This is a genomic window from Bacillus sp. LUNF1 (assembly GCF_011008975.1).
GTDB classification, from domain to species: domain Bacteria; phylum Bacillota; class Bacilli; order Bacillales; family Bacillaceae; genus Bacillus; species Bacillus velezensis.
Map to the genome: position 1 here is coordinate 50,684 of NZ_CP048876.1, position 23,015 is coordinate 73,698.

Sequence of the window (23,015 nt, forward strand, 5' to 3'; positions counted from 1 at the left end):
TATATTAGACGTGACATGCAAGCAAAGGTTTCGTTTTGGATATAAAAAGTTTTTTTGGAGGAAGTAATGAAAATTAAAGAAATTATTGTAGTCGAGGGACGCGATGACACTGCGCGCATAAAACTTGCCGTTGATGCGGATACGATCGAGACAAACGGTTCCGCAATCGGAGACGAAGTCATCAGGCAGATTCGGCTGGCGCAGGAAACGAGAGGGGTCATCGTGCTGACGGACCCGGATTTTCCGGGGGAAAAGATCCGGAAAACCATTTCTGAAGCAGTACCCGGCTGTAAACACGCATTTCTGCCCAAACATCTTGCCAAACCGAAAAACAAGCGCGGCATTGGCGTTGAGCACGCATCCATTGAAAGCATCAGAGCATGTCTGGAAAATGTGCATGAAGAGATGGAGGCAAAGCCGAGTGAGATTTCAGCTGAAGATGTCATACAGGCCGGTCTGATCGGCGGACCGGCTGCCAAAAGACGCCGCGAACGATTGGGCGACCTGCTGAAGATCGGCTATACAAACGGCAAGCAGCTTCAAAAACGGCTGCAAATGTTTCAAATCAAAAGAAGTGATTTTATTGATGCGCTCGATGCTATGAGGCAGGAGGAACAGGATGAACAATAAAGATATCGCGACACCTATCAGAACGAAGGAAATTCTGAAAAAGTACGGTTTCTCTTTTAAAAAGAGTCTGGGACAGAATTTCTTAATTGATACAAATATATTGGACAGAATTGTGGACCATGCGGAAATTACGGATCGGACCGGAGTCATTGAAATCGGGCCCGGAATCGGCGCGCTGACAGAGCAGCTTGCCAAACGGGCGAAAAAGGTCGTCGCGTTTGAAATTGATCAGCGCCTGCTGCCCATTCTCAATGATACGCTGTCTCCATATGACAATGTAACGATCATTCATCAAGATGTGCTGAAAGCAGACGTAAAATCTGTCATTGAAGAGCAGTTTCAGGATTGTGATGAAATTATGGTGACGGCGAATCTCCCATATTATGTGACGACGCCTATCATCATGAAGCTATTGGAAGAACATCTTCCGTTAAAAGGAATTGTCGTGATGCTGCAAAAAGAGGTCGCTGAGCGGATGGCCGCTGATCCTTCCTCTAAGGAGTACGGATCGCTTTCCATTGCGGTTCAGTTCTATACGGAGGCCAAAACCGTCATGACCGTCCCGAAAACGGTGTTTGTGCCTCAGCCTAATGTCGATTCAGCCGTCATCCGTCTCTTGCTTCGTGACGGCCCGGCGGTTGACGTCGATAATGAACCGTTTTTCTTCCAGCTGATTAAAGCAAGCTTCGCACAGCGCCGGAAAACCTTGCTGAACAACCTTGTGAACAATCTTCCGGGCGGAAAAGAGAAAAAAGCTCAAATTGAAGAAGTTCTTCAAGAAACGAATATTGACGGAAAGCGGCGCGGTGAATCCCTGTCCATAGAAGAATTCGCGCTCCTGTCCAACGGATTGCATAAAGCCCTTTTCTAAGAGGGCTTTTTGTTTTGCGTCACCACTTGGACTGCCGCTACATAGGCTAGAGGAGAACCTTATTCATTCAACTGCAAGAAAAGCTTGAAACGTCAAGCGCCGCAGCGGAAAGAGGTGTATTTGCCAAGACTTCTTTCATGATGAGGCTTAGTCTATTTGTGGAGTGGGTAACGTGCAATTTCAAATAGGAGATATGGTAGCCAGGAAATCCTATCAAATGGATGTTTTATTTCGCATTATCGGTATAGAGCAAACAAGCAACGGAAATTCAATTGCCATCCTGCATGGTGACGAAGTCAGATTGATTGCGGATGCTGATTTTTCTGATTTGGAGCCTGTCAGAAAAGACGAACAGGCCATGAGAAAGAAAAGAGATGAAAGCAGGATGAATGAATCTCTCGAGCTGCTCCGCCAGGATTATAAGCTGCTTCGGGAAAAACAGGAATATTATGCGACAAATCAATATCAGCATCAGGAGCACTACTTTCATATGCCCGGAAAGGTATTGCATCTGGACGGCGATGAGGCCTATTTGAAAAAGTGCCTGAACTTTTATGAAAAAATCGGTGTGCCGGTATACGGAATTCACTGCCATGAGAAAAAAATGCCGGCATCAATTGACGAGCTGCTTGATAAATACAGGCCGGATATTTTAGTCATCACCGGCCATGATGCATATTCCAAGCATAAGGGTGACGTGAACGATTTAAGCGCCTACAGGCATTCTAAACACTTTGTCGAAACCGTTCAAAAAGCGAGGCGTAAAGTCCCTCATTTGGATCAGCTGGTCATATTCGCGGGGGCCTGTCAATCTCATTTCGAGTCTTTAATCAGAGCAGGCGCGAATTTTGCAAGTTCGCCCTCACGCGTCAATATCCATGCGCTTGACCCGGTATATATTGTCGCGAAAATCAGCTTCACTCCGTTTATGGAGCGGATCAATGTATGGGATGTCCTGAGAAATACGCTGACGAGAGAGAAAGGGCTGGGAGGAATTGAAACGAAGGGTGTGCTGCGTGTCGGTATGCCGTATAAATCAAATGGATGAGTGATAAAACCCGCATATATTTCGCTATGCGGGTTAATTATTTTACATATTGATACATAAATTTCCGGAACTTGTGAAAAATAACGCAGAAATCAATAGAATTTTGTCAAAATAATTTTGTTGACAATGACTTATTAACGTTGATATAATTTAAATTTTATTTGACAAAATTGGGCTCTTGTTGTACAATAAATGTAGTGAGGTGGATGCAATGGCGAAGACGTTGTCCGATATAAAAAGATCGCTTGATGGGAATTTAGGTAAACGGCTTACGTTAAAAGCAAACGGCGGCCGCCGAAAAACGATTGAGCGTTCGGGCATTTTAGCTGAGACGTACCCTTCTGTTTTTGTGATACAACTAGATCAAGACGAGAATTCGTTTGAAAGAGTTTCATACAGTTATGCTGATATTCTGACTGAGACTGTTGAATTGACATTCAATGACGATACGGCAAGCTCAGTAGCATTTTAATGGGCAGTGAACCTTTTGTTTACTGCTTTTTGTTTTGCCTTCTAAAGCTCTTCTAATTATTCCCTCGAAAGTTTCTGCCGATTAAACGAAAGCTATAGGTGTCACATGTTTTATCGTGGCGTGCACGAATGGTGATCAATTCTATAAAAGGGGTTGTTTCGTTTGGGCAGACGTCGTGGAGTTATGTCAGATGAGTTCAAATATGAGCTGGCGAAGGACCTTGGTTTTTACGATACGGTGAAAAACGAGGGCTGGGGAGGCATTCGGGCGCGTGACGCCGGGAATATGGTAAAGCGCGCGATTGAGATTGCCGAACAGCAGATGGCGGCTCAGAACCAAAATAACCGATAATGCAGTGGCCCGGGGGACAATCCGTTCCCCGGTTTTTTCTATCGGCTGTCAAAACCGGCGTCAATTTCGGATAAGTACCTCCGGGTCTCCAAATGTGATACAATGTTCATACTTATGTTTAGATGGAGAAGTAGGTGAAAGCTATGCGTATTTTAGAAAAAGCGCCGGCCAAAATCAATCTGTCCCTCGATGTGACGAGTAAACGCCCGGATGGTTATCACGAAGTGGAGATGATCATGACGACAATTGATTTGGCAGATCGGATTGAACTGACAGAACTGCCCGAAAACGTTATCAGAGTGGCGTCGCATAACCGCTTTGTTCCGGATGATCAAAGGAATCTGGCTTATCAGGCAGCCAAACTGCTTAAAGAACGGTTTCAAGTCAAAAAAGGCGTTTCCATTATGATTACAAAAGTGATCCCTGTAGCGGCAGGGCTTGCCGGCGGAAGCAGCGATGCGGCAGCCACGCTCAGAGGGCTGAACAGGCTTTGGGATTTAAAGCTTTCTGTCGAAGAGCTCGCGGAGCTTGGAGCTGAAATCGGTTCAGACGTGTCCTTCTGTGTATACGGAGGCACTGCCCTGGCCACCGGACGCGGTGAGAAGATCAGGCACATCAGTGCTCCGCCTCATTGCTGGGTCGTGCTCGCCAAACCGACGATCGGGGTATCGACTGCCGAAGTATACCGCCGGCTGAACTTACAGCAGGTTCGGCATCCTGATGTGCAGGCGATGATTGACGCGATTGAAGAAAAAAGCTTCCAAAAGGTATGCGGACAATTAGGAAACGTATTGGAGTCGGTTACGCTCAGCCTCCATCCCGAGGTGGCGATGATTAAAAATCAAATGAAACGCTTCGGCGCTGATGCGGTGTTAATGAGCGGAAGCGGACCGACTGTATTCGGTTTGGTTCAATACGAATCGAAAGTGCAGCGGATTTATAACGGGTTAAGAGGTTTCTGTGATCAAGTGTACGCAGTGCGGATGATCGGCGAACAGAATGCTCTTGATTAAATCCGTATGTTAAGTTATATTATTTTTAAATTATTCGGATTTTGGGGGTAAGTTCATGAAGTTTCGTCGCAGCGGCAGATTGGTGGACTTAACAAATTATTTGTTAACCCATCCGCATGAATTAATACCGTTAACGTTTTTCTCAGAACGGTATCAATCAGCAAAGTCATCAATCAGTGAAGATTTAACGATTATTAAACAGACCTTTGAACAGCAAGGCATTGGGACGCTGCTTACAGTGCCGGGAGCTGCCGGAGGCGTCAAATACATTCCGAAAGTGAAACAGGCTGAAGCAGAAGCGTTTATACAGGAGCTGGGACAGTCTTTAGTAAATCCTGAGCGTATCCTTCCGGGCGGTTATGTATATTTAACGGATATCTTAGGAAAACCATCTGTCCTCTCTCATGTAGGCAGGCTTTTTGCTTCCGTTTTTGCGGAGCGGGAGATTGATGTGGTGATGACCGTTGCGACAAAAGGAATCCCTCTTGCTTACGCAGCGGCCAGTTATCTGAACGTTCCGGTTGTCATCGTGCGAAAGGACAATAAAGTGACGGAAGGCTCCACGGTGAGCATCAATTATGTATCAGGGTCATCTAACCGCATTCAAACGATGTCACTTGCGAAAAGAAGTTTGGCTACGGGTTCGAACGTTTTGATTATTGACGACTTTATGAAAGCCGGCGGCACCATTAACGGCATGATCAGTTTGCTTGATGAGTTTAATGCAAACGTCGCGGGAATAGGTGTCTTGGTTGAAGCCGAGGGAGTGAATGAACGGCTTGTCGATGAATACATGTCACTGCTCACGCTTTCAACCATCAATATGAAAGACAAAACGATTGAGATTCAAAACGGCAATTTTCTGCGATTTTTTAAAGAACAGCATTTAAAGAATGGGGAGACAGAAAAATGACAAAAGCAATCCATACAAAACACGCGCCGGCAGCGATCGGGCCATATTCACAGGGAATCATCGTAAACAACATGTTTTACAGCTCAGGCCAGATTCCTCTTACTGCTGAAGGAGAAATGGTAAACGGTGATATCACAGAACAAACGCATCAGGTGTTCAGCAATTTAAAAGCTGTGCTGAAAGAAGCGGGCGCTTCTCTCGAGACGGTTGTAAAAGCAACGGTATTTATTGCTGATATGGAGCAGTTTGCGGAAGTGAATGAAGTGTACGGACAATACTTTGATGTACATAAGCCGGCAAGGTCTTGTGTGGAAGTGGCGAGACTGCCGAAAGATGCTCTCGTGGAAATTGAAGTCATTGCGCTGGTGAAATCTTAAATCTCAGAAAAGTGGTTCCGGTCTCCGGGATCACTTTTTTTATGCAGTATATGATCCCCAAATATGGTTTATCACCTAATTGTGTATGTATATCCTATATTTTCAAAAAAACTTTTTGAAACGTGCAGGAATTTAAAAAGAATCGTGGAATTGTTAGACTAATGCTTTTATATAGGGAAAAGGTGGTGAACTACTGTGGAAGTTACTGACGTAAGATTACGCCGCGTGAATACCGATGGTCGCATGAGAGCGATTGCATCCATCACGCTGGATCACGAATTTGTCGTACATGATATTCGTGTGATTGATGGAAACAATGGTCTTTTCGTTGCGATGCCGAGTAAACGCACCCCTGATGGAGAATTCCGCGATATTGCTCATCCTATTAATTCCAGCACGCGGGGCAAGATCCAGGATGCTGTTTTAAATGAGTATCATCGTTTGGGTGATTCTGAAGCATTAGAATATGAAGAAGCCGGGGCTTCTTAAACATAACAAAATGTAAGGACTGCTGATAAAGGCTGACACAAGGCCTTTTCCGGCAGTCCTTTTTTAAATCTGATTTTTCAGTAATAAAGCGATTACATAGAAAATTCTTGCACTTTTTGATGTCTTCTTGAAATCAACAGCTATTTAGGATATATTTTTCTATGGATAAAAGGGATATTGGAGGCCATTAAATGGATAAGCGGTTTGCAGTGATTTTAGCTGCCGGAAAAGGAACGAGAATGAAATCGAAGCTTTACAAGGTCCTTCATCCGGTATGCGGAAAGCCTATGGTAGAGCACGTCGCAGACGAAGCTCTGAAATTATCTTTAGCGAAGCTTGTCACCATCGTAGGACACGGCGCCGAAGATGTGAAGAAGCAGCTCGGACAGAAAAGCGATTACGCTATCCAAGCAGAACAGCTCGGTACGGCTCATGCGGTCAAACAGGCAAAACCATTTCTTCACGGAGAAAAGGGTGTCACGATCGTTATTTGCGGCGATACACCGCTTCTGACGGCGGAGACGATGGAAGCCATGCTGAATGAACATACAGACAAAGGTGCAAAAGCCACGGTGTTAACGGCCGTTGCCGACGATCCCGCCGGATACGGAAGAATCATCCGCAGTGAAGACGGCGCCGTTCAAAAAATAGTGGAGCACAAGGATGCTTCGGAACAAGAACGTCTTGTGAAAGAAATTAACACGGGAACGTACTGTTTTGATAACGAGGCTCTTTTTCGTGTCATCGAACAGGTTTCGAATGAAAATGCCCAAGGCGAGTATTATCTGCCGGATGTGATCGAAATCCTCAAAGACGAAGGCGAAACTGTTGCCGCTTACCAGACTGGTAACTTCCAAGAGACGCTCGGAGTGAATGATAGAGTCGCTCTTTCTCAGGCTGAAATGTATATGAAAGAGCGTATTAACAAACGGCATATGCAGAACGGAGTCACTTTAATCGATCCGATGAATACGTACATCTCACCTGACGCACGTATCGGACAAGATACAGTTATTTATCCCGGAACTGTGTTAAAGGGACAAGCTGAAATCGGCGATGAATGTGTCATCGGCCCTCACACTGAGATAGAGGACAGCTCAATCGGCAGCCGCACTGTGATTAAACAATCCGTTGTCAATCGCAGCAAAGTTGGGAATGATGTAAATATCGGTCCTTTTGCTCACATCAGACCCGATTCCGCAATCGGCAATGAAGTGAAGATCGGAAACTTTGTTGAAATCAAGAAAACACAATTCGGCGACCGGAGCAAAGCATCTCATTTAAGCTATATCGGTGATGCCGAAGTGGGCACGGATGTGAATCTGGGCTGCGGCTCCATCACGGTCAATTATGATGGGAAGAAAAAGTATTTAACCAAAATTGAAGACGGCGCCTTTATTGGCTGCAACTCCAATCTGGTCGCTCCTGTTACAGTAGGAGAAGGCGCGTACGTCGCTGCGGGTTCAACCGTAACTGAAGATGTGCCGGGCGAAGCGCTTGCCATTGCCAGAGCAAGACAAGTAAATAAAGAAGATTATGTGAAAAATATTCATAAAAAATAATCCTAAAATCGGAGGTTTACCATGTCTAACGAATACGGAGATAAGAATTTAAAGATTTTTTCTTTGAATTCAAATCCAGAACTTGCAAAAGAAATCGCGGATAATGTAGGGGTTCAATTAGGAAAGTGCTCTGTTACAAGATTCAGTGACGGAGAGGTCCAGATCAACATAGAAGAAAGTATTCGCGGCTGTGATTGCTATATCATTCAGTCTACAAGTGCGCCGGTCAACGAGCACATCATGGAATTGCTGATTATGGTTGACGCTTTAAAGCGCGCTTCCGCGAAAACAATCAACATTGTCATTCCGTACTACGGTTATGCGCGCCAGGACAGAAAAGCAAGATCACGTGAACCGATTACGGCAAAACTTTTTGCAAACCTGCTTGAAACAGCGGGTGCGACACGCGTGATCGCGCTTGATTTACACGCGCCGCAAATTCAAGGTTTCTTTGATATTCCGATTGACCACTTAATGGGTGTTCCGATTTTAGGCCATTACTTTGAAGGTAAAGACTTGAAAGATATCGTCATTGTTTCTCCTGACCACGGCGGTGTGACGCGCGCCCGCAAACTTGCGGACCGTCTGAAAGCGCCGATCGCGATTATCGACAAACGCCGTCCTAGACCGAATGAGGTAGAAGTGATGAACATCGTCGGTAACGTGGAAGGAAAAACAGCGATTCTGATCGATGATATTATTGATACGGCCGGCACAATCACACTTGCCGCTAACGCGCTGGTTGAAAACGGAGCTGCAGAAGTGTATGCATGCTGTACGCACCCTGTACTGTCAGGTCCTGCCGTTGAGCGGATCAATAACTCTAAAATCAAGGAGCTTGTCGTAACGAACAGCATTAAGCTTCCTGATGAGAAAAAAATCGACCGCTTTAAGCAGCTTTCTGTCGGACCGCTTCTGGCTGAAGCGATTATCCGCGTTCACGAGAAACAATCTGTCAGCTATTTATTCAGCTAAGCCGAAACTTTAAGGTTTAAATCCCAGTTATTGTGGGTATTGTTCTAATAGGACGATAAAACGATAATTAGGATGGTGCTGAATATGGCAACTTTAAAAGCAAATGAAAGAACAGATTTTAAACGTTCGACGCTTCGGAAAATCCGTCATTCAGGACATGTTCCAGGGATTATATACGGTAAAGAAACAACGAATACGCCTGTCTCTTTAGACAGTGTCGAATTGCTTAAAACATTGCGGGACGAAGGAAAAAACACGATTATCACAATTGATGTCAACGGAAATCAGCAATCGGTTATGGTGACTGATCTTCAGACAGACCCGCTCAAAAACGAATTGACGCACGCCGATTTTCAAGTCGTGAATATGAGTGAGGAGCTGGAGGCCGAGGTGCCGATTCAGCTGACGGGAGAGGCGAAGGGAGTCAAAGACGGAGGCGTCATCCAGCAGCCGCTGCATGAGCTTTCGATTAAGGCCAGACCGAAGGACATCCCTCAGACAATCAATGTTGATATTTCAGGACTTGAGATGAATGATGTGCTGACCATCGCAGATCTGACTGCTGACGGCAATTATACATTTGCAAACGATCCGGAAGAAGTCGTGGCTTCCATCCTTCCTCCTAAGCAGGAAGCATTCGAAGAAGATGCAGAACCGTCTCCTGGGGAAGAGCCCGAAGGAGAAAATCAATAAGCGCTTTAAGACGTAACCCGCCCGAGGTTACGTCTTTTGTGCTAGAATGAGAAGAATTACAGCGATGTTGAGGGAGGATTTACGATGCTTGTGATTGCCGGTCTCGGTAACCCCGGGAAAACCTACGAGAACACGAGACATAATGTCGGCTTTATGGCCATTGACGAGCTTTCTAAAGAATGGAATATTGAATTGAATAAAACGAAATTCAACGGACTTTACGGAATGGGGTTTGTTTCCGGAAAAAAAGTTCTACTTGTTAAACCGCTTACATATATGAATTTATCAGGGGAATGTTTGCGGCCGCTACTGGATTATTATGATGCCGATCATGAAGATCTGAAAGTCATATACGATGACCTTGATCTTCCGACGGGAAAAATCAGACTTCGGACGAAGGGGAGCGCAGGCGGACATAACGGAATTAAATCGCTTATACAGCACCTCGGAACCCCTGAATTTGACCGGGTCAGAATCGGAATCGGCCGCCCCGTCAACGGAATGAAAGTCGTTGACTATGTACTGGGAGCTTTTACGAAGGAAGAAGCGCCGCATATCAATGATGCCGTCTCAAAAACCGTAAAAGCCTGCGAAGCTTCCTTAACGAAACCATTTTTAGAAGTCATGAACGAATTTAATGCAAATGTATAAGATAAATAATGGGAGACCATACTAGGGAAAAATGATTTTTTCACATCAGGAGGTCCAACGTATGGCTTTGCATTATTTCTGCCGCCACTGCGGCTTTAAGGTAGGGAGCCTGGAATATTCGACGGTGCCGACACAGTCACTTGGATTTCAGCACTTAACAAATGAGGAAAGAAACGATATGATTTCATATAAAGACAATGGAGATGTCCATGTTCTTACAATTTGTGAAGACTGCCAAGAGGCGCTGGAGCGCAATCCGCACTACCATGAACACAACACATTTATTCAATAAGAAGCTTTGGTGTAGATTCTAGACCAAAGCGTTTTTCTGTTCTTGCAGAAAATAGAGAGGAGGGCCCATATGGACAACATTCAAACCTTTATTAAAGAAAGCGATGATTTTAAATCCATTGTCAACGGTTTACATGAGGGGCTGAAGGAACAGCTGCTTGCGGGTCTGTCAGGTTCCGCGCGTTCTGTTTTTACCTCCGCCCTTGCACAGGAAACGAAAAGGCCGATTTTCTTTATCACCCATAATTTATATCAGGCCCAAAAAGTGACGGAAGATCTGACGGCGCTTCTCGGGGATCAATCTGTTTTTTTATACCCCGTGAATGAATTGATTTCTTCAGAAATTGCGGTAGCGAGCCCTGAACTGCGCGCTCAGCGGCTTGATGTCATTAATAGATTAACAAACGGAGAAGCGCCGGTCGTTGTGGCGCCCGTTGCGGCAGTGAGAAGAATGCTTCCGCCGAAGGAGCTGTGGAAAAGCAGCCAGCTCGTCATTTCACTCGGAGACGAAATAGAACCGGATCAGCTGTCCGCGCGCCTTGTAGAGGTGGGGTATGAGCGTTCCGATATGGTTTCTGCACCCGGTGAATTCAGTATTCGCGGCGGAATTATCGACATTTATCCGCTGACGTCGGAGCATCCGGTGCGAATTGAACTGTTTGATACGGAGGTCGATTCCATCAGAAGCTTCAATTCTGATGACCAGAGATCAATTGAGACGCTCAAACATGTGGCGATCGGACCGGCGAAGGAATTGATCATCAGGGCGGAAGAAAAAGCCCGGGCAATGGAAAGGCTCGATAAAGGGCTTGCCGACAGTCTGAAAAAGCTGAAGCAGGACAAACAAAAGGAAATGCTTCATATCAATATCTCACATGATAAAGAACGGTTATCAACGGGACAGACTGATCAGGAACTTGTGAAGTATCTCTCGTACTTTTACGAAAAACCTGCTAGTTTGCTAGATTATACACCGGCAGACACGTTGTTACTGTTAGACGAGGTCAGCCGCATTCATGAAATGGAGGATCAGCTGCAAAAAGAAGAGGCCGAATTTACGACAAGTCTGCTCGAGGAAGGGAAAATTCTGCATGACATTCATTTATCCTTCAGCTTTCAGGAGCTTATGAGCGAAAAGCGGCGCCCGGCTATTTATTATTCATTATTTTTGCGTCATGTCCAGCATACAAGCCCTCAGAATATCGTGAATGTGACAAGCCGGCAGATGCAGAGTTTTCACGGGCAGATGAATGTGCTCGCAGGTGAAATGGAGCGCTTTAAGAAATCAAACTTCACCGTCGTCTTTTTAGGCGCAAATAAGGACAGAACCGACAGATTGGCATCCGTGCTGGCTGATTACGAAATTGAAGCCGCAAAAACGGACAGCTCCAAAGCGCTTGTGCAAGGACAGGTCTATGTCATGGAAGGCGAGCTGCAATCCGGTTTTGAACTGCCACTGATGAAGCTGGCCGTTATTACGGAGGAAGAGCTGTTCAAGAACCGAATTAAGAAAAAGCCGAGAAAGCAGAAGCTGACAAATGCCGAACGGATCAAAAGCTATTCCGAGCTTCAGGTCGGTGACTATGTCGTCCACGTCAACCACGGGATCGGTAAGTATTTGGGGATCGAAACACTAGAAATCAAAGGCATTCATAAAGATTACCTCAACATTCATTATCAGGGCAGCGATAAGCTGTACGTCCCTGTAGAACAAATCGACCAGGTGCAGAAGTACGTCGGCTCTGAAGGAAAAGAACCGAAGCTTTATAAACTGGGCGGCAGTGAATGGAAACGGGTGAAGAAAAAAGTTGAAAACTCCGTTCAGGATATTGCCGATGATCTGATTAAGCTTTATGCGGAACGGGAAGCAAGCAAGGGCTATGCGTTCTCGCCGGATCATGAAATGCAGCGGCAGTTCGAATCTGCTTTCCCTTATCAGGAAACAGAGGACCAGCTCCGTTCCATTCAGGAGATTAAAAAGGATATGGAAAGAGAGCGCCCGATGGATCGTTTGCTTTGCGGTGATGTCGGTTACGGGAAGACGGAGGTAGCCATCCGAGCGGCCTTTAAAGCGATCGCCGACGGAAAGCAGGTCGCGCTTCTTGTGCCGACGACAATACTCGCGCAGCAGCATTATGAAACCATTATGGAGCGTTTCCAAGACTATCCGATTAACATCGGTCTTCTCAGCCGATTCAGAACGAGAAAAGAATCCAATGAAACGATAAAAGGCTTGAAAAACGGAACGGTAGACATCGTAATAGGAACCCACAGGCTCTTATCTAAAGACGTCGTCTATAAAGATCTCGGCTTGCTCATTATTGATGAAGAGCAGCGCTTTGGCGTAACGCATAAGGAAAAAATCAAACAGATCAAAGCCAATGTCGATGTGCTGACTCTTACAGCGACGCCGATACCGCGTACGCTTCATATGTCCATGCTCGGTGTGCGGGACTTATCTGTTATTGAAACGCCGCCGGAAAACCGTTTCCCTGTTCAGACATATGTCGTGGAATACAACGGCGCGCTTGTGCGGGAAGCCATCGAAAGAGAACTGGCGCGCGGAGGACAGGTATATTTCTTGTACAACCGCGTGGATGACATCGAGCGGAAGGCTGATGAAATTTCCATGCTTGTTCCCGATGCGAAAGTGGCATATGCCCACGGAAAAATGACCGAAAATGAATTGGAAAGCGTCATGCTCAATTTTCTGGAAGGGGAATCAGACGTCCTTGTCAGCACGACTATTATTGAGACAGGCGTAGATATACCAAATGTCAATACCTTGATTGTGTTCGACGGAGACAAAATGGGGCTGTCTCAGCTGTATCAGCTGAGAGGACGGGTCGGCCGTTCCAACCGCGTCGCTTACGCGTATTTTACGTACCGCAGAGACAAAGTGCTCACTGAGGTGGCGGAGAAACGGCTGCAGGCGATTAAAGAATTTACCGAGCTGGGGTCAGGCTTTAAAATCGCCATGCGTGACTTGACGATCAGGGGAGCGGGGAACCTTCTCGGCGCCCAGCAGCACGGCTTTATCGACTCAGTCGGTTTTGACCTGTACTCGCAAATGCTCAAGGAAGCGATTGAAGAGCGGAAAGGCGATATTCCGAAAAGCGAACAGTTTGAGACAGAAATCGATATCGAGCTGGACGCGTATATTCCTGAAAACTATATACAAGACGGCAAGCAAAAAATCGACATGTACAAACGCTTCAGGTCAATCGCCACAATTGAGGAGAAAAATGAGCTTCAAGATGAAATCATCGACAGGTTCGGCAGCTATCCTAAAGAGGTTGAATGGCTGTTTACGGTTGCTGAGATGAAGGTATACGGAAAATATGAACGCGTCGAACTCATCAAGCAGGATAAAGACGCGATCAGATTTACCATTTCTGAAGAGGCCAGCGCACAGATTGACGGCCAGAAATTGTTCGAACTCGGCAATAAATACGGCCGGCAGATCGGACTGGGAATGGAAGGGAAAAAGCTGAAAATCTCAGTACAGACGAAAGGCCGCAAAACGGAAGAGTGGCTGGAGACCGTGCTCGGCATGCTGAAAGGCCTTCAGGATGTGAAGAAAGAAACAATCGCGTCTTCATAAAAATTGTTACTCTCTGGTGTATATTACATTTGATGTGACGGATACTAATTTCAAGCGAGTGGCGGAAGCTACATAAAGTAAAGAGCTTTAGTACTTTCCCTTAAATATCATCACATGAAAGAGAGGCACCAGAGAGATGAAAGCTACAGGTATCGTACGTCGTATTGATGATCTAGGACGGGTCGTCATCCCTAAAGAAATTCGGAGAACACTGCGGATCAGGGAAGGAGACCCGCTTGAAATATTCGTTGACCGCGACGGAGAAGTTATATTGAAAAAATATTCTCCTATCAGTGAGCTTGGCGATTTTGCGAAAGAATATGCAGATGCATTGTATGACAGTCTCGGCCATTCCGTCTTGATTTGCGACCGTGACGCGTATATTGCCGTTTCAGGCAGTTCGAAAAAAGAATTTCTGAACAAAGCCATCAGCGATTTGCTCGAAAAAACGATGGATCAGCGCAGCTCAGTGGTAGAAAACGACGTGAAGTCCGCGCAGCTTGTTAATGACATTGATGAAGATATGAGCTCCTATACAATAGCTCCGATCGTGGCAAATGGCGATCCTATCGGCGCCGTGGTCATCTTTTCCAAGGAGCAGGCACTTGGAGAAGTAGAACATAAAGCAGTAGAAACGGCAGCCAGTTTTTTGGCGAGACAAATGGAGCAGTAGGTCTTATTACCATTATTGAAATAAGAAAACGGAGAAAGAGCAGCTCTTTTACAAGTGCTGTTCTTTTTCATATTCATATGTGCTCTCTATCGGTTCGGCCGTTAGGATTGTGATATAATAAGCTCGTTTTATAGACGTAATTTTCTAGCGGCTGGAAGGAGCTTTTGGATGAACGATTCAGTTGGCGCCAAGCGGCAATCGGCATGGAAAGGTGCTTTTGTGCTCGTCGTTGCGGGTATCGTGACGAAGATATTAAGCGCCGTGTACAGGGTTCCTTTTCAGAATATTGTCGGTGACGTCGGATTTTACATTTATCAGCAGGTGTATCCGTTTTTAGGGATCGCGGTCATGCTGTCAACATCCGGTTTTCCGGTAATCATCTCAAAATTAATGAACGATTATAGCAATCATAAACAAAAAATAATGAAAATTTCCGCCCTTTATGTCACGGCGGCCGGACTTGTTCTGTTTGCGCTCATGTATGCCGGCGCGGCGCCGTTGGCCGGTTTTATGGGTGACGCCCGCCTTGTGATGCTGATAAGGGTCGCGGCGTTCGGTTTCATACTGTTTCCGTTCACGGCGGTTTTCAGGGGGTATTTCCAAGGTGTGCATGATATGATGCCGTCAGCCTTATCCCAGATTACGGAACAGCTTCTTCGCGTGGCGGTGCTTCTCGGTTTATCCTTCTGGCTTTTGAAAAGCGGCCGTTCATTATACGCGGCGGGTGCGGGGGCGGCCTCGGGATCAATTGCCGGAAGCTTGGCGGCGCTTTGTGTATTGGCTGTTTTTTGGTATAAGCGGGAAGAAAGCAAGAAAGACGGCGGACATATCGAAACGGCCGTCATTGTAAAAAAGCTGCTGCTTTATTCAGTCACCATCTGTATCAGCAGTGTACTCATGCTTTTGATTCAACTTGTAGACGCCTTAAACTTATATTCACTGCTTTCAGACGGGACGGAGAGCCATGCCGCGAAACGGCTGAAAGGCATATATGACCGCGGACAGCCGCTCCTTCAGCTGGGAACTGTGTTTGCCGTCAGTATTGCCGCGTCATTGGTTCCTTCAATTTCAAAAGCGGTGCATGAGAATAAGCCGTTTATCATAAAAGAGAAAGCAACATCAGCCGTCAAGCTCTGCCTTGCGGTAGGGATCGGTGCATCAGCCGGGCTTTTTTGCATTTTAGAGCCGGTGAATATCATGCTTTTCCAAAACAGTGAGGGGACGCAGACCTTACAAATATTCAGCTTATCTATCTTTTTTGCCTCAATTGCGCTTACGGCAGCCGCGATTCTGCAAGGAGCGGGACATACCGTTTTCCCCGCCGTATCCGTTTTGGCGGGAGGGGCGCTGAAATGGGTGCTGAATGTTTGGCTGGTCCCCGGCTGGGGTATTACAGGAGCGGCACTGGCGACCGTCTTGGCATTTGCCGCAGTTGCGTGCCTGAATCTCCGGAGAATTTGGTCGAAGGGCTGGCTGACGAATATCGGAGGCGTGATTGCCCGTCTGTGCTGGTGCAGTCTGCTGATGGTCTTCTTTCTGCTCGTATATATGAAGCTATGGCAGTTATTTGTTCCCGTCAGCAGGGCCGGAGCTGTATGCGAGAGTCTGTCTGCGTCAGTCATCGGAGGGCTATTGTTTATTTATTGTATGATAAGAATGAAGATTTTCACGGACGAAGAGCTGAGCGGCCTTCCTTTCGGCAGTGCTTTAAGCAAATTGAAAAAGAGGAGAGAAAAACATGGCAGGTAACATTACGGTCGTCGGCCTCGGCGCCGGAGACATGGATCAGTTGACAGTGGGCGTACATAAGCTGCTGACTCAGGCGAAGCATTTATATATAAGAACGAAAGACCACCCTTTGATTCCGGAATTAGAGCAAGAGACGGAAGCGGACATCCGGTATTTTGATGATATTTATGAAAAACATGATCAGTTTGAAGCGGTCTATGAAGAGATCGCGGACATTCTGTTTGAAAAAGCGAAGCAAGAGGATGTCGTCTACGCTGTGCCCGGGCATCCGTTTGTCGCTGAGAAAACCGTTCAGCTGTTATTTGAACGCCGGGAAGAACAACAGGTAGCTGTTCATACTGCCGGAGGGCAAAGCTTTTTGGATGCCACTTTTAATGCATTGCGAATTGATCCGATTGAAGGGTTTCAATTTACGGATGCGCAAACAATGACGCCGGATGAGCTCGAACTCCGCCATCACCTGATCATTTGCCAGGTTTATGACCAAATGACGGCCTCTGAGGTGAAGCTGACGCTTATGGAGAAATTGCCTGACGACTATGAAGTGGTCATCGTCACGGCAGCCGGAAGCAAGGGAGAAAAGATGACCAAGGTGCCTTTGTTTGAACTTGACCGCAATGTAGAAATAAATAACTTAACAAGCGTGTATGTTCCGCCGATTAAAAAAGAAGAACTCCTTTACCAGGAATTTTCTGCATTCCGAAGTATTATTCGCGAGCTTCGCGGGCCGAACGGCTGTCCGTGGGATCAAAAGCAGACACACCAGTCATTAAAGAAATATATGATTGAGGAATGCTACGAACTGCTTGAGGCCATTGACGAAGAGGACACGGATCACATGATAGAAGAACTCGGGGACGTCATGCTTCAGGTTATGCTGCACGCCCAGATAGGAGAAGACGAGGGGTATTTCTCAATTGATGATGTCATCAGAGACATCAGTGCGAAGATGGTCAGACGGCACCCGCATGTGTTTAAGGATGTTAAGGTTCAGGATGAACATGATGTCGTCGCCAACTGGGAAGAAATCAAAAAGGCGGAAAAGCAAACAACATCCTCTTCATTGCTGGATGCCGTGCCGAAAACACTGCCTTCTCTTGCGAAAGCGGCCAAGCTTCAGAAAAAAGCCGCGAAAACCGGCTTTGACTGGGATGACGTTCAGGATATATGGGATAAAGTAAATGAAGAGCTGAAGGAATTTTCTGCAGAGGCTTCCGCCGAATCAGCAGATGAAATCAGCTTAAAAGCTGATTTCGGCGATGTTTTATTTGCATTGGTCAATATCGGCCGATACTATAAAATTGAGCCTGAGGAAGCGCTCGCCATGACAAATGACAAATTCCGCAGACGCTTTGCTTATATTGAGAAAGAAGCGGCAGCAAAGGGACTTGAATTGACCGCAATGTCACTTGAGGAAATGGACAAATTGTGGGATGAAGCAAAAGAAATGGAGAGGAGATTCTGATATGAGACTTGATAAGTTTTTAAAAGTATCCAGATTGATTAAACGCCGCACATTGGCGAAAGAGGTCGCCGATCAAGGGAGAATCACCGTTAACGGGAATCAGGCGAAAGCCAGCTCAGACGTAAAAGCCGGTGATGAACTGACGGTCCGCTTCGGCCAGAAGCTTGTCACCGTGAAGGTAAACGAATTGAAAGAAACAACGAAAAAAGAAGAAGCCGCGGGCATGTATACAATCGTCAAGGAAGAAAAACTCGGCGAATAGGCTTGTTCTAAACAAAGCTCCCGCCTCATACAATGCAGTAATAATGCTAAAAGTATCGAGGATATGGGGGCTGAATAGATGAATTCATATTATGAGCAAAAAGGTTCTTCTTCTGTTCCGGAACAGCATGATGTAACGATGAAAGGGAGAAAGCATTTAGACATTTCGGGCGTCAAGCATGTAGAAAGTTTTGACAACGAAGAGTTTTTGCTGGAAACGGTTATGGGAATGCTTTCCGTCAGAGGCGAGAACCTGCAGATGAAAAATCTTGATGTGGAAAAAGGGATTGTATCTATAAAAGGCAGGGTGTTTGACCTTGTATATTTAGACGAGCAGCAAGGGGATAAAGCTAAAGGGTTTTTTAGCAAGTTGTTTAAATGACGCTGACGACCCAATTTTATACGATGCTGGCAATGACCGGTATGGGCGCCTGGCTCGGAGCGTCGCTTGATACATACAGGCTGTTTGTCAGCCGCGCCAAAACGGCCAGATGGCTGTTATTCATTCATGACATTCTCTTTTGGATTGTACAAGGTCTGCTGTTTTTCTATGTGCTGCTCAACGTGAATGAAGGAGAACTCAGGGTATACATTTTCTTGGCTGTCTTACTGGGTATTGCGACGTACCAAAGCCTGTTTAAACGAATGTATATAAAAATACTGAAATTTGCCATTCATCTTGCGGTGTCTCTTTACCAATTCGCAAAAAAGCTCATTCAGCACGTGCTGTTCCGTCCGGTGCTTCTGCTCTTTAAGCTGCTCATCGGGCTGATCACGGCTATTTCTTTATACTCCTATCGGGTGAGTGCCTTTTTTGCGAAGTGTCTTTTTAAGATCGTAGCGTTTTTGCTGTATCCGCTGTTTTTCCTGTTGAAACAATTATTGAAACTTCTTCCTGAAAAGTGGCGTCTTACTTTCAAACGATATTTTCAAAAAAGTGCAGGATTTTTACAAAAGAGCAAGAAACTAATCATAACAATCAGATCGACCATGATACGTATTTTGAAAAGGTGAAAGGAGGACCGTCTGATTTGAATCTATCTAGAGAACGTACAATAACTGAAATTCAAAACGACTATAAAGAGCAGGTTGAACGGCAATCCCAGCTTATGAAAAGAAGGCGGAAAGGGCTTTTCAGACGGTTGATCGTATTCGGCGCCCTTGTGTTGTTGACGGCTATTGTCTTAGCGGGTTCTCTTTGGTCACAGACCTCTTCCCTTAGCGCAAACGAAGAAAAGAAAGCTCAGCTGGAAAACCAAGTGAAAAAATTGAACGCAAAACAGGCTGATTTAAAAGATGAAATTTCCAAATTAAAGGATGAGGATTACGTCACAGAGCTTGCCAGAAGAGACTTGTTTATGTCAGGAAATGGTGAGATTCTCTTCAATGTAGAGAAGAAGAGCAAGTAGCCTTGTTGACACTTAAATTTTTATTTAGGTATAATTAAACAAACGATCTTTTTATAAGCCTAAGGAGGAGCACTTTTTTTATGTCGATTGAAGTTGGCAGCAAGTTGCAAGGGAAAATAACAGGTATTACAAATTTCGGAGCATTTGTTGAATTGCCTGGAGGCTCAACCGGTCTCGTTCATATCAGTGAGGTAGCCGATAATTATGTAAAAGACATTAACGAGCATTTAAAAGTCGGCGATCAAGTTGAAGTGAAAGTCATCAACGTTGAAAAAGACGGGAAAATTGGTTTATCAATTAAAAAAGCTAAAGACCGTCCGCAAGCCAGACCTAGAAATGATTTCCGTCCGAAAGAATCTTTTGAACAGAAAATGAACAAGTTTCTTAAAGATAGCGAAGACCGCTTATCATCTTTAAAACGAAACACGGAATCAAAACGTGGAGGGCGCGGAGCAAGAAGAGGATAACTTGCTGCTTTCTATAAATACATGGAGCATCCGTCTATCCCAGCGGGTGCTTTTTTTTGTATGTGTCCGTATAGTCAGAAAATTAAAACTTTAAAGTTCCTGTTGACGGAATGAAGAAACCTTTGTATTATATAACTTGTGCTTATAAGCACCTATATGGCGGTGTAGCTCAGCTGGCTAGAGCGTACGGTTCATACCCGTGAGGTCGGGGGTTCGATCCCCTCCGCCGCTACCATATATATATGGCCCGTTGGTCAAGCGGTTAAGACACCGCCCTTTCACGGCGGTAACACGGGTTCGAATCCCGTACGGGTCATCAAGCGAATCGGCTTCTGTTGCAGAAGCCGGTTTTTTCATATTTAGACAACTTTTTGAGAAATGTCGGAGGAAATACGAAAGGAAAGGGGAACAAGGGAGAAAGCGTCGAAGAGTTCTTTGGAAATGTTACCTTCTTTTGACAAAATCCTATCTGGGCTTTCATTTATAATGACAAGCAACGAATAAAACAGGTGGGGGATGAGAGCAATGGAAAAAGCGGAAAGAAGAGTGAACGGGCCGATGGCGGGACAAGCTCTGGAAAAACTGCAATCGTTTTTTGAAAAGGCGGCAAAGCTTACAGTCCATCAAGCGCATTCACTTTTTTTCTATAAGGGTTTCATTTATGTCGTGATCGGTTTTTTACTTGGACGGGCTTTCATATTATCTGAGGTTCTTCCGTTTGCGCTGCCGTTTTTCGGAGCGATGCTTTTGATCAGAAGAGATAAAGCCTTCTATGCTTGTCTGTCTTTACTTGCGGGCGCTTTAACCATTTCGCCGAAACACTCTTTATTGATTCTCACAGCTTTGGCCGTCTTCACTCTATTTTCAAAAATCGGTACATATATCGTGCAGGACCGGGTGAAGATGCTGCCGATCGTGGTGTTTTTCTCTATGGCTGCCGCGAGAATCGGATTTGTTTATTTTGAGAGCGGCGCTTTTACCACCTATGATTATGTGATGGCTGTTGTCGAGGCGGGTCTGGCCTTTATTCTGACGCTGATCTTTTTGCAAAGCCTGCCGATCTTCACGATCAAAAAAGTGAAGCAATCGTTAAAAATAGAAGAAATCATCTGTTTTATGATTTTGATCGCATCCGTTTTAACCGGGCTTGCCGGTGTTTCATTTCAGGGAATGCAGGCTGAGCATATCCTGGCCCGCTATGTCGTGCTGAGTTTTTCCTTTGTCGGCGGGGCGAGCATCGGCTGTACGGTCGGTGTGGTGACCGGACTGATCCTCGGGCTTGCGAATATCGGGAATCTCTATCAAATGAGTCTGCTTGCGTTTTCCGGGCTTCTTGGCGGGCTGCTGAAAGAAGGAAAGAAAGCCGGAGCCGCAGTCGGGTTAGTGATCGGCTCATTGCTGATTTCATTATATGGAGAAGGGTCTGCCGGATTAATGACCACTCTTTATGAATCTTTGATTGCCGTTGTTTTGTTTTTGATTACGCCCCAATCGATTACGAAAAAGGTGGCGCGATACATACCGGGCACTGCTGAGCACAGTCAGGAACAGCAGCAGTACGCGAGGAAAATCAGAGATGTCACCGCCCAGAAAGTAGACCAGTTCTCCAATGTGTTTCATGCCTTGTCGGAGAGCTTCGCCACCTTTCATCAGACGTCTTCTGATGAGCAGGCAGAGGAAGGGGAAGTGGATCTCTTTTTAAGCAAAATCACCGAGCATTCCTGCCAATCCTGCTATAAGAAAAGCAAATGCTGGGTTCAAAACTTTGATAAAACATATGACTTAATGAAACAAGTTATGCATGAAACAGAAGAAAAACAGTATGCCTCAAACCGCAGATTAAAAAAGGAGTTTCAACAGCACTGTTCCAAATCCAGACAGGTGGAAGAGCTGATTGAGGACGAACTTGCCCACCATCACGCCCATCTGACACTGAAGAGAAAAGTTCAGGACAGCAGAAGGCTTGTTGCCGAGCAGCTGTTGGGGGTTTCTGAGGTCATGGCGGACTTTTCTCGGGAAATAAAACGGGAGAGGGAGCAGCATTTTATTCAGGAAGAACAAATGATAGAGGCGCTTCAGCATTTCGGAATCGAGATTCAGCATGTCGAGATATACAGCTTGGAGCAGGGCAATATTGATATCGAAATGACAATCCCGTTCAGCGGAGGACACGGTGAGAGTGAGAAAATTATCGCCCCGATGCTGTCTGACATTCTTGAGGAGCAGATACTTGTCAAAAGCGAACAGCACTCGACTCATCCGAATGGCTACAGCCATGTCGCGTTCGGTTCGACCAAGTCGTACCGGGTATCGACAGGCGCGGCTCATGCGGCAAAAGGCGGCGGCCTTGTCTCCGGAGACAGCTACAGCATGATGGAACTGGGGGCGAGAAAGTATGCGGCCGCGATCAGTGACGGCATGGGCAATGGGGCGAGGGCCCATTATGAGAGCAATGAAACGATTAAGCTGCTCGAAAAAATTCTCGAATCAGGTATTGATGAAAAAATAGCGATCAAAACGATCAACAGTATTCTGTCTTTACGGACGACAGACGAAATCTACTCAACTCTCGATCTTTCTATCATTGATCTTCAGGATGCAAGCTGCAAATTCTTGAAGGTCGGTTCAACGCCGAGTTTTATCAAGCGGGGAGATCAAGTCATGAAAGTTCAGGCCAGTAATCTGCCGATCGGCATCATCAATGAATTTGATGTGGAGGTTGTAAGTGAACAGTTAAAAGCGGGAGATCTGCTCGTCATGATGAGTGACGGTATTTTTGAAGGGCCGAAGCACGTTGAAAACCACGACCTGTGGATGAAGCGGAAAATGAAAGGGCTGAAAACCGAAGATCCGCAGGAAATCGCTGATATATTAATGGAAGAGGTCATCAGAACGCGTTCCGGCCAAATCGAAGACGATATGACAGTGGTTGTTGTCCGGATTGATCACAACACGCCGAAATGGGCTTCCATACCGGTGCCGGCAGTTTTCCAAAATAAAAAGGAGATTTCTTAATCCATTCGTATAAATCACTTTCCTTCTGGCGAAGAT

24 protein-coding genes and 2 tRNA genes are annotated in these 23,015 nt (G+C 45.7%); all 26 read left to right on the forward strand.

Going from position 1 to position 23,015, the window contains the following annotated elements; genetic code table 11:
* Window positions 1–66 precede the first annotated feature (66 nt).
* The 26 genes from rnmV to spoIIE all read left to right on the forward strand — a co-directional run bounded on the left by rnmV (window position 67) and on the right by spoIIE (window position 22,979).
* Window positions 67–630, forward strand: coding sequence for a ribonuclease M5 (gene rnmV / locus G4O42_RS00270; RefSeq protein WP_004264696.1), 564 nt, complete (start codon window positions 67–69; stop codon window positions 628–630).
* A complete protein-coding gene (gene rsmA, locus G4O42_RS00275) occupies window positions 620–1,501 on the forward strand; it encodes a 16S rRNA (adenine(1518)-N(6)/adenine(1519)-N(6))-dimethyltransferase RsmA (RefSeq protein ID WP_004264694.1) in 882 nt (293 codons plus the stop codon). The genes rnmV and rsmA overlap by 11 nt, the downstream gene beginning before the upstream one ends.
* 172 nt (window positions 1,502–1,673) lie before the next feature.
* A complete protein-coding gene (yabG, locus tag G4O42_RS00280; RefSeq protein WP_032872185.1) occupies window positions 1,674–2,549 on the forward strand; it encodes a sporulation peptidase YabG in 876 nt (291 codons plus the stop codon).
* Between the two features lie 211 nt (window positions 2,550–2,760).
* Window positions 2,761–3,021 (forward strand): biofilm formation stimulator Veg, encoded by a 261-nt coding sequence (gene veg, locus G4O42_RS00285; protein WP_007615173.1) that lies wholly within the window; start codon window positions 2,761–2,763, stop codon window positions 3,019–3,021.
* A gap of 162 nt (window positions 3,022–3,183) precedes the next feature.
* Window positions 3,184–3,372: a small, acid-soluble spore protein, alpha/beta type gene (locus G4O42_RS00290; RefSeq protein WP_011996172.1), complete on the forward strand. Its 189-nt coding sequence runs from the start codon at window positions 3,184–3,186 to the stop codon at window positions 3,370–3,372.
* A 143-nt stretch (window positions 3,373–3,515) separates the two neighbouring features.
* Window positions 3,516–4,385, forward strand: a complete 870-nt coding sequence (ispE, locus tag G4O42_RS00295) for a 4-(cytidine 5'-diphospho)-2-C-methyl-D-erythritol kinase (protein WP_007409927.1) — start codon at window positions 3,516–3,518, stop codon at window positions 4,383–4,385.
* A gap of 55 nt (window positions 4,386–4,440) precedes the next feature.
* Complete coding sequence (gene purR, locus G4O42_RS00300; protein WP_004264666.1) at window positions 4,441–5,298, forward strand: pur operon repressor; 858 nt, start codon at window positions 4,441–4,443, stop codon at window positions 5,296–5,298.
* Window positions 5,295–5,675 (forward strand): 2-iminobutanoate/2-iminopropanoate deaminase, encoded by a 381-nt coding sequence (gene ridA, locus G4O42_RS00305; RefSeq protein WP_004264663.1) that lies wholly within the window; start codon window positions 5,295–5,297, stop codon window positions 5,673–5,675. Before purR ends, ridA begins: the two co-directional genes overlap by 4 nt.
* Window positions 5,676–5,870: 195 nt before the next feature.
* Complete coding sequence (gene spoVG, locus G4O42_RS00310) at window positions 5,871–6,164, forward strand: septation regulator SpoVG (RefSeq protein ID WP_004264660.1); 294 nt, start codon at window positions 5,871–5,873, stop codon at window positions 6,162–6,164.
* A 191-nt stretch (window positions 6,165–6,355) separates the two neighbouring features.
* Window positions 6,356–7,726: a bifunctional UDP-N-acetylglucosamine diphosphorylase/glucosamine-1-phosphate N-acetyltransferase GlmU gene (gene glmU / locus G4O42_RS00315; protein WP_032872188.1), complete on the forward strand. Its 1,371-nt coding sequence runs from the start codon at window positions 6,356–6,358 to the stop codon at window positions 7,724–7,726.
* Window positions 7,727–7,747: 21 nt separating this feature from the next.
* The gene (locus tag G4O42_RS00320) at window positions 7,748–8,701 is read left to right on the forward strand and encodes a ribose-phosphate diphosphokinase (protein WP_004264656.1); all 954 of its coding nucleotides are present in this window, start codon (window positions 7,748–7,750) and stop codon (window positions 8,699–8,701) included.
* 84 nt (window positions 8,702–8,785) lie between these two features.
* Window positions 8,786–9,394 carry a 50S ribosomal protein L25/general stress protein Ctc gene (locus tag G4O42_RS00325; RefSeq protein WP_032872190.1) on the forward strand — a complete coding sequence of 203 codons (609 nt, stop codon included), beginning with the start codon at window positions 8,786–8,788 and terminating at the stop codon, window positions 9,392–9,394.
* 84 nt (window positions 9,395–9,478) lie between these two features.
* Window positions 9,479–10,045, forward strand: coding sequence for an aminoacyl-tRNA hydrolase (gene pth, locus G4O42_RS00330; RefSeq protein ID WP_004264652.1), 567 nt, complete (start codon window positions 9,479–9,481; stop codon window positions 10,043–10,045).
* Window positions 10,046–10,106: 61 nt separating this feature from the next.
* Window positions 10,107–10,337: an anti-sigma-F factor Fin gene (gene fin, locus G4O42_RS00335; protein WP_004264650.1), complete on the forward strand. Its 231-nt coding sequence runs from the start codon at window positions 10,107–10,109 to the stop codon at window positions 10,335–10,337.
* 69 nt (window positions 10,338–10,406) lie between these two features.
* Window positions 10,407–13,940: a transcription-repair coupling factor gene (gene mfd, locus G4O42_RS00340; protein ID WP_025650339.1), complete on the forward strand. Its 3,534-nt coding sequence runs from the start codon at window positions 10,407–10,409 to the stop codon at window positions 13,938–13,940.
* 136 nt (window positions 13,941–14,076) lie between these two features.
* Window positions 14,077–14,613: a stage V sporulation protein T gene (spoVT, locus tag G4O42_RS00345; RefSeq protein WP_004264646.1), complete on the forward strand. Its 537-nt coding sequence runs from the start codon at window positions 14,077–14,079 to the stop codon at window positions 14,611–14,613.
* Window positions 14,614–14,781: 168 nt separating this feature from the next.
* Window positions 14,782–16,362: a putative polysaccharide biosynthesis protein gene (locus G4O42_RS00350; RefSeq protein ID WP_032872192.1), complete on the forward strand. Its 1,581-nt coding sequence runs from the start codon at window positions 14,782–14,784 to the stop codon at window positions 16,360–16,362.
* A complete protein-coding gene (yabN, locus tag G4O42_RS00355; protein WP_032872194.1) occupies window positions 16,352–17,827 on the forward strand; it encodes a bifunctional methyltransferase/pyrophosphohydrolase YabN in 1,476 nt (491 codons plus the stop codon). Before G4O42_RS00350 ends, yabN begins: the two co-directional genes overlap by 11 nt.
* 1 nt (window position 17,828) lies before the next feature.
* The gene (locus G4O42_RS00360) at window positions 17,829–18,089 is read left to right on the forward strand and encodes an RNA-binding S4 domain-containing protein (RefSeq protein WP_007409934.1); all 261 of its coding nucleotides are present in this window, start codon (window positions 17,829–17,831) and stop codon (window positions 18,087–18,089) included.
* 78 nt (window positions 18,090–18,167) lie between these two features.
* Window positions 18,168–18,470, forward strand: a complete 303-nt coding sequence (yabP, locus tag G4O42_RS00365; protein ID WP_004264638.1) for a sporulation protein YabP — start codon at window positions 18,168–18,170, stop codon at window positions 18,468–18,470.
* On the forward strand, window positions 18,467–19,102 hold the full coding sequence (gene yabQ, locus G4O42_RS00370) for a spore cortex biosynthesis protein YabQ (protein WP_032872196.1): 636 nt from the start codon (window positions 18,467–18,469) through the stop codon (window positions 19,100–19,102). Before yabP ends, yabQ begins: the two co-directional genes overlap by 4 nt.
* A gap of 17 nt (window positions 19,103–19,119) precedes the next feature.
* Window positions 19,120–19,497 carry a cell division protein DivIC gene (gene divIC / locus G4O42_RS00375; RefSeq protein WP_032872199.1) on the forward strand — a complete coding sequence of 126 codons (378 nt, stop codon included), beginning with the start codon at window positions 19,120–19,122 and terminating at the stop codon, window positions 19,495–19,497.
* 80 nt (window positions 19,498–19,577) lie between these two features.
* Window positions 19,578–19,964 (forward strand): S1 domain-containing RNA-binding protein, encoded by a 387-nt coding sequence (locus tag G4O42_RS00380; protein ID WP_004264630.1) that lies wholly within the window; start codon window positions 19,578–19,580, stop codon window positions 19,962–19,964.
* 158 nt (window positions 19,965–20,122) lie between these two features.
* Window positions 20,123–20,199: transfer RNA gene (locus G4O42_RS00385), tRNA-Met, on the forward strand.
* 9 nt (window positions 20,200–20,208) lie between these two features.
* Window positions 20,209–20,280, forward strand: a tRNA-Glu gene (locus tag G4O42_RS00390).
* Between the two features lie 209 nt (window positions 20,281–20,489).
* Window positions 20,490–22,979 (forward strand): stage II sporulation protein E, encoded by a 2,490-nt coding sequence (gene spoIIE / locus G4O42_RS00395; protein ID WP_007409936.1) that lies wholly within the window; start codon window positions 20,490–20,492, stop codon window positions 22,977–22,979.
* Window positions 22,980–23,015: the final 36 nt, after the last annotated feature.